General features: G+C 59.0%; 12 protein-coding genes. 9 read left to right on the forward strand and 3 right to left on the reverse strand.

All coding sequences use genetic code 11. The features are described 5' to 3' along the window. Nucleotides 1–68: 68 nt before the first annotated feature. From nuoM to GRX64_RS07735, 5 genes are all read left to right on the forward strand, one after another. A complete protein-coding gene (gene nuoM, locus GRX64_RS07715) occupies nucleotides 69–1,616 on the forward strand; it encodes an NADH-quinone oxidoreductase subunit M (RefSeq protein ID WP_166265566.1) in 1,548 nt (515 codons plus the stop codon). Beyond that, nucleotides 1,616–3,058, forward strand: coding sequence for an NADH-quinone oxidoreductase subunit NuoN (gene nuoN / locus GRX64_RS07720; RefSeq protein ID WP_166265569.1), 1,443 nt, complete (start codon nucleotides 1,616–1,618; stop codon nucleotides 3,056–3,058). Before nuoM ends, nuoN begins: the two co-directional genes overlap by 1 nt. Before the next feature lie 341 nt (nucleotides 3,059–3,399). Beyond that, nucleotides 3,400–3,861, forward strand: coding sequence for a (2Fe-2S)-binding protein (locus tag GRX64_RS07725; RefSeq protein ID WP_166265572.1), 462 nt, complete (start codon nucleotides 3,400–3,402; stop codon nucleotides 3,859–3,861). A gap of 3 nt (nucleotides 3,862–3,864) precedes the next feature. Next, nucleotides 3,865–6,159, forward strand: coding sequence for a xanthine dehydrogenase family protein molybdopterin-binding subunit (locus tag GRX64_RS07730; RefSeq protein ID WP_166265575.1), 2,295 nt, complete (start codon nucleotides 3,865–3,867; stop codon nucleotides 6,157–6,159). 13 nt (nucleotides 6,160–6,172) lie between these two features. Beyond that, nucleotides 6,173–6,808, forward strand: coding sequence for an Isoquinoline 1-oxidoreductase subunit (locus GRX64_RS07735; protein ID WP_166265577.1), 636 nt, complete (start codon nucleotides 6,173–6,175; stop codon nucleotides 6,806–6,808). Nucleotides 6,809–6,841: 33 nt separating this feature from the next. Here GRX64_RS07735 and GRX64_RS07740 read toward each other — a convergent pair whose 3' ends face one another. Both GRX64_RS07740 and acnB read right to left on the reverse strand, forming a co-directional pair. Further along, nucleotides 6,842–7,294 carry a YchJ family protein gene (locus tag GRX64_RS07740; RefSeq protein ID WP_166265580.1) on the reverse strand — a complete coding sequence of 151 codons (453 nt, stop codon included), beginning with the start codon at nucleotides 7,292–7,294 and terminating at the stop codon, nucleotides 6,842–6,844. A gap of 165 nt (nucleotides 7,295–7,459) precedes the next feature. Then, nucleotides 7,460–10,054, reverse strand: a complete 2,595-nt coding sequence (gene acnB / locus GRX64_RS07745; protein ID WP_166266046.1) for a bifunctional aconitate hydratase 2/2-methylisocitrate dehydratase — start codon at nucleotides 10,052–10,054, stop codon at nucleotides 7,460–7,462. Nucleotides 10,055–10,402: 348 nt separating this feature from the next. Here acnB and GRX64_RS07750 point away from each other — a divergent pair, with 348 nt between their 5' ends. Next, nucleotides 10,403–11,008, forward strand: a complete 606-nt coding sequence (locus GRX64_RS07750) for a MiaE family protein (RefSeq protein WP_166265583.1) — start codon at nucleotides 10,403–10,405, stop codon at nucleotides 11,006–11,008. A 23-nt stretch (nucleotides 11,009–11,031) separates the two neighbouring features. On the opposite strand, the gene GRX64_RS07755 is transcribed toward GRX64_RS07750, so the two are convergent. Next, nucleotides 11,032–11,913 (reverse strand): LysR family transcriptional regulator, encoded by an 882-nt coding sequence (locus GRX64_RS07755; protein ID WP_166265586.1) that lies wholly within the window; start codon nucleotides 11,911–11,913, stop codon nucleotides 11,032–11,034. Nucleotides 11,914–12,034: 121 nt separating this feature from the next. Here GRX64_RS07755 and GRX64_RS07760 point away from each other — a divergent pair, with 121 nt between their 5' ends. From GRX64_RS07760 to GRX64_RS07770, 3 genes are all read left to right on the forward strand, one after another. Continuing rightward, nucleotides 12,035–12,805, forward strand: a complete 771-nt coding sequence (locus tag GRX64_RS07760; protein WP_166265589.1) for a ferredoxin--NADP reductase — start codon at nucleotides 12,035–12,037, stop codon at nucleotides 12,803–12,805. A 383-nt stretch (nucleotides 12,806–13,188) separates the two neighbouring features. After that, nucleotides 13,189–13,632 carry a cupin domain-containing protein gene (locus tag GRX64_RS07765; RefSeq protein ID WP_166265592.1) on the forward strand — a complete coding sequence of 148 codons (444 nt, stop codon included), beginning with the start codon at nucleotides 13,189–13,191 and terminating at the stop codon, nucleotides 13,630–13,632. A gap of 130 nt (nucleotides 13,633–13,762) precedes the next feature. Beyond that, complete coding sequence (locus GRX64_RS07770) at nucleotides 13,763–14,197, forward strand: hypothetical protein (RefSeq protein WP_166265595.1); 435 nt, start codon at nucleotides 13,763–13,765, stop codon at nucleotides 14,195–14,197. The last annotated feature ends 61 nt before the right edge of the window (nucleotides 14,198–14,258 follow it).

Below are 14,258 nucleotides of genomic sequence, written 5' to 3' on the forward strand. Positions count from 1 at the left end.
ATGATTGATCCAACAGCCTACAATCGCCGTCCTACCATGGGCTGCATGGTGTTGGGGGTGCCACGCCCATGATGCTGGTCTGGCTGATCCTGATTCCCTTCGTGGGTGGCTTATTGTCCTGGCAGGCTGACCGCTGGGGCGACAAGGCACCGCGCTGGATTGCGTTGGTGACCATGGTGCTGGTGTTGTTGATGACGCTGGCGCTCTGGCTGCACGGTGATTACGAATTGCCAGCACTGACCGGGGAGTCACAGGCCATACGCTGGGCCATGGAGTGGCGGGTGGCCTGGATTCCCCGGTTTGGCATCGACATTCATCTGGCGCTTGACGGTCTGTCGCTGGTGCTGATTGCACTGACCGGCTTCCTGGGCACGCTGGCGGTGTTGTGCTCGTGGAAAGAAATCGTCCACCGAGTGGGCTTTTTCCACCTCAACTTGTTGTTCATTCTGGCCGGTGTAGTCGGGGTGTTCCTTGCCATTGACCTGTTTCTGTTCTTCTTCTTCTGGGAAATGATGCTGGTGCCGATGTACTTCCTGATCGCCCTCTGGGGTCACAGTGGGTCGGAGGGCAGAACCCGAATCCGGGCCGCGGTCAAATTCTTCCTGTATACCCAGTCCAGCGGCCTGTTGATGCTGGTCGCCATTCTGGCACTGGTGTTCAGCCATCATACAGTGACCGGCACCTATTCCTTCAGCTACGAGGTGCTGCTGGACTCGTCGCTGTCGGAGGAGCTTGCAATGTGGCTGATGCTGGGTTTCTTTGTCGCCTTTGCGGTCAAATTACCGGTAGTGCCGTTACACGGCTGGCTGCCCGACGCTCACGCTCAGGCGCCAACAGCGGGCAGCGTGGATCTGGCCGGGATTCTGCTGAAAACCGCGGCTTACGGCATGCTGCGGTTTGCGCTGCCGCTGTTCCCCGAAGCCTCCCAGACGTTTGCGCCAGTGGCGATGACCCTGGGACTGGTCGGGGTATTTTACGGCGCGATACTGGCCTGCGGCCAGCAGGACATCAAACGGCTGATCGCCTACACCAGCATTTCCCACATGGGCTTTGTCCTGATCGGTATTTACTCCGGTTCGGCGCTCGCCCTTCAGGGCGTGGTGGTGCTGATGGTGGCCCATGCATTCTCGGCCGCCGGACTGTTTATTCTCAGTGGCCAGCTCTATGAACGCCTGCACACCCGTGATATGCGACACATGGGCGGACTCTGGGGCCGGCTGGGTAGCTTGCCGGGGTTTTCACTGGTGTTTGTGGTGGCTTCTCTGGGGATGCCGGGAACGGCGAATTTTGTCGGCGAATTCATGGTGTTGTTCGGTACCTTTCCGGTTGCCCCGGTGGTGGTGGTGATCGGTTGTGGCGGACTGGTGCTGGCGGCGATCTATTCACTGATCCTGATGCAGCGGGTGTACTTCGGCCCGGCGCAGGGGCACGGCGTGCTGGCGGATCTGGACTGGCGCGAGTACACCATGCTGCTGGGGCTGGTCGCGTTGGTGTTGCTGTTCGGGCTCTACCCGCAACCGCTGCTGGACACCACGGCCGCTTCCATGGCCGAAGTGGAGCAGTTGTTCCAGAACGCACCGCCGAAGGTTGGCCCTTTGCTTAGCGGGGGCCAGTGATGCTGAAACTGAGCTATTTGGTTGCTTTTGTGCCGATCATCCTGGTCTGTGCCACCGCCGTTACCGTGATGCTGGGCATCGCCTGGCGGCGTCAGCATGCGGTCACCGCCATTGTCACGGTGGTCGGGCTGAATCTGGCGCTGGTGACGGCGTGGCTGGTGGGACAGGCCGCCATTATTACCACGCCGTTGCTGGTGTTCGACGATCTTACCCTGTTCGCATCGGTGTTGATTCTGACCGCTACCCTGGCCTGCGCCACCTTTTGCCATGTGTATCTGGAAGGGTACCCGGGCGCCAAAGAGGAATTTTACCTGTTGATGCTGTGCGCGGCGGCCGGCGGCCTGGTTTTGGTGGCCAGCCGTCATCTGGCCACCTTGTTTCTGGGTCTGGAGCTGTTGTCGATGCCGCTTTATGGCATGTTGGCGTACACCTTCAGAGACCGGCGCTCACTGGAATCCGGCATTAAATATCTGGTGCTGTCGGCGGCGGCAACCGCGTTTCTGCTGTTCGGCATGGCGTTGCTGTATGCCCAGACCGGGCGCCTGGATCTGTCGGGGCTGATCAGCGGGCTGACCGCATCGACCGGGGTCTGGGGCCTGGCCGGCGCGGGCCTGATGCTGGTGGGCCTGGGTTTCAAGTTGTCGATTGTGCCGTTTCATTTGTGGACGCCGGACGTCTACGAGGGCGGGCCGGGGCCCGCCGCCACGTTTCTTGCCACGGCCAGCAAGGTGGCGGTCTTTGTGGTGGTGTTGCGGCTGATGCTGGCGGCGCCGGTATTCCAGGAGCGATGGCTTCACGATGTCTTGACGACCCTGGCGCTGCTCACCATGTTGGTGGGCAACCTGCTGGCGCTGCTGCAGTCGAACCTGAAGCGTCTGTTGGGTTATTCATCAATCGCCCATTTCGGTTACCTGCTGGTCGCCCTGGTGGTGGGCACCGGTCTGGCGGTTGAGACCGCCTGCCTTTATCTGGTGACTTATATGATCACCACCCTTGGCGCGTTCGGGGTGGTGACTTTGTTGTCGAGCCCCTACACCGGAGAAGACGCCTCGGCGCTGCATCATTACAGGGGGCTGTTCTGGCGTCGGCCCTACCTGGCGGCGGTCCTGACCGTGTGTTTGCTATCGCTGGCGGGGATTCCGTTCACCGCAGGCTTCATCGGCAAGTTTTATATCATTGCCCTGGGCGTTGATGCTCAACGCTGGTGGCTGGTCGGCGGCATCATTCTCGGCAGTGTCGTTGGATTGTACTATTACCTGCGGGTACTGGTGACGCTTTACCTGGTTGAGCCTGGCATGCGGCGCCGCGATGCGACCAACGACTGGGGTCTGCGTGCAGGCGGCCTGGTGGTGATTGGCCTGGCATTGTTGGTGCTGCTGATGGGCGTGTACCCATCGCCAGTGATTGAGTGGGCCGAAGCCATGGTGATTGCGGTGCTGTGATTTTGCCTCTCGTTCCCGGCGATCGTTTCCAGCCCTCTTTCCCTCTTTCTTGCTTTCATCTGATGAGGTGGTCTGACACCGGGCCGGATTAATTTTGTGTGAATCCCCTGCAGAATGGCGGCAGAGTGTCTAGACTGCGGTCATTACCAAGCCGACTGCTCCGCCCGTCGGGATCGGCCGCCAGCGTTTCAATGCGTAATCTGGGCGAACGAGCCTAAAAGTAATCAGAAACCCCCGCATGCTTCACCAATGACGACCACAGTGACTTTGTCGCAGGGTGTCGTTTGGATGCTTCATAACCTAATAGGGCGTTAAGCGCCCGAACAAGGGAGAATCTCGGCATGGCCGTCACATTTCAGCTCAACGGACAACAAGTCACTGCGGACGTCGAACCCGATACCCCATTGCTGTGGGTGATCCGCGATACGTTTCACCTTACCGGCACCAAATTCGGATGCGGTATTGCCCAGTGCGGAGCCTGCACCGTTCACCTCAATGGCATGACCCGGCGCTCCTGCGTCACGCCAGTATCCCAGGTGGAAGGCGGCACGGTGACCACCATCGAGGGTCTGGACAGTAAGGAAGCCAAGGCCATTCAGGACGCCTGGGTCGGTATTGATGTACCCCAGTGTGGTTTCTGTCAATCCGGCCAGGTGATGTCCGCGGTTGCGTTGCTGCGCGAAGTGCCGAAACCGACCGACGACAACATTGACCAGGCGATGGCGGGCAATATATGCCGTTGTGCCACCTATGTGCGGATACGGCAGGCAATCCACAACGCCGCCGACACGTTGGAGGGCTAAGCCATGACTGACCATTACAACGATACCCGCCCGCTGTTTGCCCATGCCGGACGTGCGGCGGATCAAACCGTTACCGGGCAGTTTCCGACGGACGACACGTTGACCGGCGCCGAGCGAACGGACCCGGCACTGTCGCGACGTCGATTCCTGCAAGGCACGGCAGCGATGACCATGGGCTTGGTGATTGGCATGCACCTGCCGTCTTCCGCCAAGGCACAGTCGGGTGCTGCCGTCGTCATGACAGACACCGTAGAAGGCGGATTTACGCCCAATGCATTTATTCGCATTGCACCCGACAACACGGTCACCGTCATCGTTAAGCACATTGAATTTGGCCAGGGTCCGGCCACGGGATTGTCCACGCTGGTGGCCGAAGAACTGGATGCCGACTGGGGGCAGATGCGGGCAGAAATGGCCCCGGCAAACAAGAAGAAATACGCCAACACCTTGTTTGGGTTGCAGGGTACGGGCGGGTCAACCGCCATGGCCAACTCCTACGAACAAATGCGCAAAGCCGGAGCGGCCGCCAGAGTCATGCTGGTGCAGGCGGCCGCTGACAAGTGGGGTGTGAGTGCCGAGGACATCAGCGTTGCCAAAGGCGTCATAAGCCACGGCGCCAGCAATCGCAGTGCCTCCTTCGGTGATTTGGCCGCCGATGCGGCGGCGCTGGAAGTGCCGGCCGAACCAACACTGAAAAATCCGGACCAATTCACCCTGATTGGCACCGATGTGCCCAAGCTCGATTCCCGAGATAAAACCACCGGCAAGCAATTGTTCACCCTCGACCTGTACCCGGACAACCTGGTCACCGCCACAACCTTGCACCCGCCACAGTTTGGCGCGACGGTGAAAGCGGTGGACAGCAAAAAGGCCCGGGCCATCAAGGGCGTCATTGATGTCAAAGCCGTGCCATCCGGGGTGGCGGTGTACGCTGAGAACACCTTTGCCGCGCTCAAGGGCCGACAGGCGTTAAGCGTGACCTGGGATGACCGCAACGCGGAAACCCGGTCATCGGCACAAATGCAGGCGGATTACAGCAAAGCGGTGCAGGGCGAGGGCGCCGTCGCCCGCAGTGAAGGCGATGCCAAAAAAGGGCTTGGCGACGCCGATACCGTGCTGGAAGCGGAGTACTTTTTTCCTTACCTGGCCCACGCGCCGATGGAAACCCTGGATGCCGTGGTGCAGCATAAAGAGGGCAAAGTGACCGTGTGGATGGGTTCGCAGATTCAGACCATGGATGTCGGTGCACTGGCGGGTGTCTTTGGGGTAGAGCCTGGGGCCATTACCCTGAATACCTTGTATGCAGGAGGAAGTTTTGGTCGCCGCGCCCAACCTGGCGGCGAGTTTGCCGCCGAGGCCGGAGAAGTGGCGAAGGCCTTGGGCAGTGACCGGCCGGTGAAATTGATGTGGACGCGGGAAAATGACATCCAGGGTGGCCGTTACCGGCCCCTGGCGGTGCACAGGATTCGTGGCGGGCTGGATAAAAACGGCGACATCGTCGCCTGGGATCAGCAGATCGCGGTGCAGTCGTTTCTGAAGGGCACCGCCTTCGAGGGTATGATTCAGGAAGGCATTGACGGCACCGCAGTGGAAGGGTCAAGAGATCTGCCGTACGCCATTCCCAACCTGCGCGTAGGCCAACATTTAATGGACAACGGCGTTACCACGTTGTGGTGGCGCTCGGTCGGGCATACCCACAATGGTTACGCCACCGAGACCTTCCTGGACGAGTTGCTGGAGAAAGCGGGTAAGGATCCGGTGGAAGGGCGGTTAGCCTTGTTGGGAGACAAGCACCCGCGGTATCGCGGTGTGCTGGAGAAAGTCGCAGCCATGGCGGCGGCCGCCGGTAAAGTACCGGCGGGACGCCAGCGTGGAGTTGGGCTGCATAAGAGCTTTAACACCTATGTGGCTGAAATCGCCGAAGTGTCCGATGCCGGTGACGGCACCCCACGGGTCCACAAGGTGTGGTGTGCGGTCGATTGCGGGGTGGCGGTCAACCCCAATGTGATCCGTGCCCAGATGGAAGGGGGTATTGGCTACGGCGCGGGTGCCGTGCTGTTTGATGCCATTACCCTGACCGACAATGGCCATGTGACGGAATCCAACTTCGATCGTTATCGCTCCCTTCGGATCAACGAAATGCCCTCGGTGGAGGTGGAAGTGATTGCGTCGGCGGAAGCACCGACGGGCGTCGGAGAGCCGGGTGTGCCGCCGGTGGGGCCAGCCATTGCCAATGCCTGGCGTCGATTAACGGGTAACAGTGTCTACCGCTTGCCCCTTGTTCCGCCCTCAGCTTAAGGAAAGCGCCATCATGAAAGATTCAAGCAGTTTCAGAGTCAGCGCGACGCTGGTCGCCGGGTTAATGGCGTTGGCAGCCAGTTCTGTGGTTGCGGATCGGCACAAAGGTGCCAGTGCGGAATTGAAATCGCCACTGGCCTTTCAATCCATCACTGATCCTGCCCAGCGCTCGATGGCGCTGTTTAAGGAGATGGGTAAGGTGATTACTCACCCCCGATGCATGAACTGCCACCCAAGGGGCGACAGCCCCACCCAGGGAATGATGAGTCAGAAGCATGAACCTCCGGTCGTGCGTGGGGCTGGAGGGCTCGGGGCGCCCGGTATGCGCTGCACGACCTGTCATGGTCCGGGCAACGTTGCCTACACTGCCAGTGAAGGCTCCATTCCGGGGCATCCGACCTGGCGTCTGGCGCCCCCGGAACAGGCGTGGCAGGGCAAGTCCCTGGCACAGATCTGCGAGCAGCTCAAAGATCAGAGCCGCAGCCACATGACGTTGGCCGAATTGCAGGCGCACAATGCTGAAGATTCCCTGGTGGGTTGGGGTTGGCACCCCGGTGAGGGCCGTCAGTCTGTGCCGGGAAGTCAGAAAGTGTTCGGGGCACTGACTCAGGCCTGGATCGATACCGGCGCGGTTTGCCCGGAAAACTAGCCTTTGTTGGGTGTCGGTCGCCGGCACCCACCGTCAGGCCAGACAGCAGTTTTTGTATTTGCGACCGCTGCCACACGGGCAGTGGTCGTTCCTGCCAGGTTTCAGAACGCCCTGGGTCGGGTTACCTGCCAGGTAATACCACACACCGAATTCCCTGATGAACTCAGACGCTTCCTCCAGATACCCCCAATCGGCCTGATCTTTATACACCGCCCGGAAATGAACGGTTCCCTGATCGCCGTGCTGGCTGGCTGACAACACCGACAGCGACTGCCACCGGGGCGAGTCGTCCAGGTTCAGCGATGTCGGGCGGGTTGAGGTGTGCCACGTCTGGCGCAGGTAGTCCGCTTTGCCCAGGACAAAGGCACTGAACCGTGATCGCATCAATGCTTCCGGGGTAGGCGCTTTGGCGCCCCCATGAAAGACGCCGCAGCAGGCTTCGTAGGGGTGATCACTGCCGCATGGGCAGGGCTGGTTGCGATCCATTGGTGTCTCCATATCCATCGCCGGGTGGGTATTGTCGCCGACGCACTATTATTCGCTTCGGGGACAGCGCACATGCCCGTGCGTTCACCCGCGTTGCATGAGCAAAAAAAACGCCAGCCCGAGGGCTGGCGTTTTCAGGTACTAACCCATGGGGTCATTCACCCGTCAGGCGACGTTCGCTTCGGATGCCTTGCTGGTGTAATTGTCCATCTTGTCGAAATTGAGATACTTGTAGATCTCTTTTGACATGCTGTTCAGGTCCTTGGCGTATTCCATGTACTCCTCAGGCGTTGGCAGCTTACCCAGCACGGCACCCACCGCCGCCAGTTCGGCTGAGGTCAGGTACACGTTGGCACCATCGCCCAGGCGGTTGGGGAAGTTGCGGGTCGAGGTGGACAGTACCGTCGACTTCGCCGCCACCCGTGCCTGATTACCCATGCACAGTGAACAACCCGGCATTTCGGTGCGCACCCCGGCAGTGCCGTAGATGTTGAAGTAGCCTTCTTCCATCAACTGGGCTTCATCCATCTTGGTCGGTGGTGACATCCACAGGCGGGTTTTCAGCGGCTCTTTGTTCATTGCCAGCAGTTTACCCGCTGCGCGGAAGTGACCGATGTTGGTCATGCACGAACCGATGAACACTTCGTCCACCTTGTCGCCGGCCACTTCGGACAGTACGCGGGCGTCGTCCGGATCGTTCGGGCAGCACACGATCGGCTCTTTGATGTCAGCCAGATCGATTTCGATCACGTGCGCGTACTCGGCGTCTTTGTCGGCGCGCATCAGCTTCGGATCCGCCAGCCAGGCTTCCATGTTCTTGGCACGACGCTCAAGTGTACGTGGGTCGCCGTAACCTTCGGCAATCATCCAGCGCAACATGGTGATGTTGGAGCGCAGGTACTCGGCCACCGACTCCTCTGACAGATTGATGGTGCAGCCGGCCGCCGAGCGCTCGGCGGACGCGTCAGACAACTCAAACGCCTGCTCAGCGGTGAGGTGCTCAAGGCCTTCGATTTCCAGGATTCGACCGGAGAATTCATTGATCTTGCCTTTCTTCTCAACGGTCAGCATGCCTTGTTTGATGCCGTACAACGGAATCGCATGAACCAGATCACGCAGGGTGATACCCGGTTGCATGTCGCCTTTGAATCGGACCAGAACCGATTCCGGCATATCCAGCGGCATCACACCGGTGGCGGCGGCAAACGCGACCAGGCCAGAACCGGCCGGGAACGAAATGCCCATTGGGAAACGGGTGTGAGAATCACCACCGGTGCCCACGGTATCCGGCAGCAGCATGCGGTTCAGCCACGAGTGGATGATGCCATCACCCGGACGCAGGGCCACGCCGCCACGAGTCTGGATGAAGTCCGGCATGGTGTGCTGCATTTCCACGTCGATCGGCTTGGGGTAAGCCGCGGTGTGGCAGAATGACTGCATGACCAGATCGGAGGAGAAGCCCAGACACGCCAAGTCTTTCAGCTCGTCACGGGTCATCGGACCGGTGGTGTCCTGGGAGCCAACCGTAGTCATCAGTGGCTCACAGTAAGTGCCGGGGCGCACGCCCTGATTTTCGTCCAGGCCACACGCCTTGCCGACCATTTTCTGGCCCAGGGTGAAACCTTTGGTGCCGGCTTCAGGGTCTTTCGGAAGACGGAAGATATCGGTAGCGCCAATGCCCAGGGTTTCACGGGCCTTGTTGGTCAGGCCACGACCGATGATCAGCGGAATACGCCCGCCTGCCTGAACTTCATCCAGGATTACGTCTGACTTGAAGTCAAACTCAGAAATGGTTTCGCCGGCTTCGTTCAGGACCTTGCCGTCGTAGGGACGGATCTCGATCACGTCGCCCATGTTCATATTGTCGACCGGCGCCTCAAATACCAGTGCGCCAGCATCTTCCATGGTATTGAAGAAGATTGGGGCCACTTTGCTGCCGATACAGACACCACCGGTACGCTTGTTTGGCACGCCCGGCATGTCGTCCCCGAAGAACCACAGCACCGAGTTGGTGGCAGATTTACGCGAGGAACCGGTACCCACCACATCACCTACAAAAGCAACGGGCAGGCCTTTGGCCTTGAGCTCTTCAATCTGGGCCATGGGGCCGGTGATACCGGGTTCATCCGGGTGCAGGCCGTCGCGGGCCATCTTATAGGCAGCGCGGGCATGCAGCGGGATGTCTGGGCGTGACCAGGCATCAGGTGCGGGTGACAGGTCGTCGGTGTTGGTTTCGCCGGTGACCTTGAAGACGATCATCTTGGTGCTTTCAGGCACTTTCTTTCTGTTAGTGAACCACTCGGCATTGGCCCAGGATTCCATGACGCTTTTGGCGACGGCGTTACCGGCGTCCATTTTTTCCTTCACATCGTTGAAGGCATCAAACACCAACAGTGTCTTTTTCAGTTGCTTGCCGGCCAATTCGGCCAGGTCTTTGTCGTCCAGCAATTCAACTAGGGCCGCGATGTTGTAGCCGCCCTGCATCATGCCGAGCCATTCGACCGCGGTTTCCTTGCTGATCAGCGAACAGGTGGTTTCGCTTTTCGCGATGGCGGACAGGAATGCCGCCTTCACATAGGCCGCTTCGTCCACGCCCGGTGGTACCCGGTTCCACAGCAGGTCAACAAGGGTATCTTCTTCACCTGCCGGTGGGTTTTTCAGCAACTCAACCAGTGCTGCAGTTTGTTCGGCGTTCAGAGGCTTCGGGGGGATGCCCTGAGCCGCTCGTTCGGCAACGTGTTCACGATAGGCTTCTAACACGATCAAGACCCTCATCAGTTGGGATGTCCCGCGCGTGCATCATTGCTGGCGGGAGCTTTATTGGCGGAAAAGGCCGCGAATTGGCGCTGGATTGTATAGGAATTCGGCCTGAAAGTTAAGGCGCCTCAGCACAACTCCTTGTGCACTCTGCCCGGCCTGAAGCACTCCGTGTTGCGCTATTTCGACAGGCGACCAATCTGCCGTCAAACGCACGCCTTCATCGCGAATCCGCCTAAACACCAGAGAGCGCAAGGCGTTATTCAAAGGCTCCTTGAGATCATGATAGGCTCAGCTCGGCATTTGCTTGTGTATAATGCGCCCCGATCACCGCTCTATGGATGTAACGACATGCCCGATGCCCTCAGTGAGATTATCCAGTTTCTACCGTGCCGTACCCCGGAGCGCTGGCTTGAAAATGCGTTGGCGGCGCCGGACATCATGCTCATTGACCACGCCCACTGCGAGAAAAAGGCGGCCTCGACCGCGCTCAGTCTCATGTATCGCTATGTCGACAGCCCGGAGTTGCTCAAAAAGATGTCGCGGCTGGCGCGGGAAGAACTGCGGCATTTCGAGCAAGTGCTGGCGATCATGAAAAAACGACAGGTCACCTACGATCACCTGACTCCGGCGCGCTATGCGGCCGGACTGCGTAAGGCAATCCGTACCGATGAACCCGCGCGGCTGGTGGACACCCTCATCGTCGGCGCCATTATCGAGGCCCGTTCCTGCGAGCGATTCGCCGCCCTGGCGCCACACCTGGACGAGACGCTGGCCGCTTTTTATACCGGCCTGCTGAAATCCGAGGCCCGCCACTACCGGGATTATCTGACCCTGGCCGAACAGGCTGCCGGCAAGGCCATTGACGACCGCGTTGCAGTGTTTACAGCGTTGGAAAAAGACCTGATTGAACAACCCGACACGGAATTTCGGTTTCACAGCGGTCCGGTGGCGTAGCCGGTCCCGCGTTCTCAACGCGCCTACAAATTCCGGCACAGTGCCATCCAGCGATCAATGCCCGCACTCCGATACTTCTGCTTGTGCAGGATGAAGTAGAACTGCCGGTCAAACCGGCGATGGTCCGGCACCACTAATGGCACCAGGCTGCCGCGCTTGAACGCATCCGCAAGGCAGACCTGGGACAGACAGCCAATGCCGAGCCGGGTTTCCACGGCGCGTTTGATCGCCTCGGTGTGTTCCAGTTCCAGAAGCACGGTTATATCCGGCAACAGTCCGTGCATGCCGCGCTCGAAGGTCTGGCGGGTGCCGGAGCCGGGCTCCCGCATGATCCAGGTGGCTTCCAGCAGGTCGGCATCGGTGAGAGCGGCACGCTTTGCCAGCGGGTGGTCCGGGCTACAGAAAACCACCAGCTCGTCGGAACGCCAGGGAATGACTTCCAGCTCGCTGGACTGCAACTCGCCCTCAATTAGGCCGATGTCGAGTTCAAAATCGCTGACCCGTTTGGCGATCGTGCGCGTATTGGCCACTTCGAGTGCGACTTTGGCATGGGCCTGGGTTTTCATGTATTCCGCCATCACGCCCACTGCGAGATAATTACCAATCGTCAGGGTGGCGCCGACTTTCAGGGCGCCGACTTCGGTGTGCTGGCTCAGTGCCCGCTCCAACTCCTGGGCCTGGGCCAGTAAGGCTTCCACCTGGGGGCGAAATAGGCGGCCGAGTTCATTAAGTTGCAGGCGTTTGCCGACCCGGTCGAACAATTGAATATCAAACTGCGCTTCCAGCTCTTTTAACGCACTGCTGGCCGCAGACTGAGACATGGCAAGGGCTTCCGCCGCACGCGTGATGTTTTGCGTGTGCGCTGCAGCCAGAAAAACTTCAAGTTGTCGGAACGAATATCGCATTATCGATTAAACCGAATAAGGTTATGAAAATATCCCATTTCATCGATAGGTTACTCTTGCGGTATTATACGCTCAACTATTAAACAGAATTTCGCGATCAACGCTTTGGAGAAGGCCCGTTATGAGCAACATGAACCGAGAGCGAGTCACCAGCGTCCGTCATTGGAACGACACCCTGTTCAGCTTCACCACCAGCCGGGACCCAGGTTTTCGCTTCAAGAACGGCCACTTCACCATGATCGGTCTTGAGACCGACGGCAAGCCGCTGATGCGCGCCTACAGTATTGCCAGTGCCAATTACGAGGAAGAACTGGAGTTCTTCTCAATCAAGGTACAGGATGGCCCGCTGACCTCGCGTCTGCAGCAAATTGAAGTGGGCGACGAGATCCTGGTCAGCCGCAAGCCCACTGGCACCCTGATTATGGACCACCTGCTGCCCGGGCGTAATCTGTACCTGATCAGCACTGGCACCGGCCTGGCACCGTTCCTGAGCATCATCAAGGACCCGGAGGTATACGAGCACTACGATAAGGTCATCCTGACCCACGGCGTACGTTACACCTCCGAGCTGGCCTACCAGCAGGACATCGACGATCTGCCCAACAACGAATTTTTCGGTGAAATGGTGCAGGGCAAATTGCTGTACTACCCCACCGTCACCCGAGAGGAGTTCCGCAACCAGGGGCGCCTGACCGACCTGATGGAAAGCGGTAAGTTGATGGAGGATCTGGGTCTGCCAGCGTTCGACAAAGAAAACGACCGCTTCATGATCTGTGGCAGCCCCAGTATGCTGAAAGACACCTGCGCCATACTCGACAAGCAGGGCTTCGTAGAATCGCGTCACGGCGACCTCGGCCACTATGTGATCGAGCGGGCATTTGTTGAGAAGTAAGGTGTAGACCGGCGCTAAACCAGCGGTTCAGGAAAACCCCGGCGTGACGAGCTCCGGGGTTTTTTTGGTCTGGATGAACGCTGTGTCCGACGTGCTGGCGTGATCTGACAAATACGGTCAAACCGCTGGCCAGGCCTCGTCAGGGTGCACGGTGTTTGCGCATTTTTGAGGCCTTGTAGGGGCTTCGTTTTGCTGCCAATCGGTGGAGAAGAAGAATGATAGGTGTCTGATTAAATTGAAGTCAGGCCTTGCCTTTTACTTCATAGCGCCAGCGTCAAAAGGCGAGATCCGGCTCTGGATTTCTCCAGAAAAACCTTGGAACCACGCCGCGCCGATGGGGGCGCATCGTCTATAATTAATACGGTGCGAAGGAGGTGGGGGCGATGAATAAAAAACACTTCATTGTGAAACCGGGCGACCGCAACGCTGCCCTCTGTGTTGTCGGTATCAATGTGACGGTTCTGGTTTCGGCCGCGGATTCGAAAAGCCAGCAGGTCACGCTCCAGTCAGGAGACGAAGGTGCCGGCCCGCCGCCTCACAGCCACGACTGGGATGAGACGTTTTACGTCATGAGTGGTGACGTTAAATTCACCTGCGCGGGCGAGACGACAGTGTGCGAGCCCGGCACCCTGGTGCATATTCCCGCAGGCACTGTTCACGCGTTCAGCTATGGCGCCGACGGCGGTGAAATGCTGGAAGTCACGGGCATGGGCAGCAACGCAGTCGAGATGTTTACCGCACTGGATCGAGAGATTCCGCCAGGTCCACTGGATGTCTCAAAAGTGGTCCGGGTAGCCGGTGAGTACGGCGTCACAGTTCAGCTGTAGTGACGCACGGAAATCGAGGGCGTTGGTATCCGCGACGGAATGTTGATCCGGCGTCTGATCGACTGATTTGACGCCGGCCTGGTCATGGCCGACCGGGATCCATAGGGAGAGAACAATCAGGGAGGGACTCATGCCTAATTGCACATCCGGATCAAAAATCACTTGCGAGTTTCGTTGCCTGGCTCCGACGGCTGTCCGAGAAGCATTAAGCCGGCTGGACCCGGCGGGCGTGCAATGGGTGTCGTACACCTGCCAAATCTCCGGTGCGACAGAGAGTCTCCTGCTGATTGGCGACGATCTGGCGTCCCGACTGGTCGGGTTTTTGCCGGAGGTTGATGATATCGGTGGGGTGAGGGTGCTGGCCGGTTTGTATTCAGCACAGTTGTGCGAATGTGACGTCGCAACGTTGACGGGGCTGCCGGAGGAAGAGGTGGTCTCGAAACTGACGCGGTTTGCCTCACATGGGTTGGTCGCCCACCAGCACATTTATGGCATGAACTATTATCGCCTGGACTCTGACATTGCCCGACGGACAATCGGCGCCGCTGTAGAGAGGGCGGACTGAGTTTCTTGACTACCCGCTGGCGCTCGTTCTGCCAGCATCGATCAGAACCGCAGAATGGACG

The organism is Marinobacter caseinilyticus (genome assembly GCF_011074955.1).
Lineage (GTDB): Bacteria > Pseudomonadota > Gammaproteobacteria > Pseudomonadales > Oleiphilaceae > Marinobacter > Marinobacter caseinilyticus.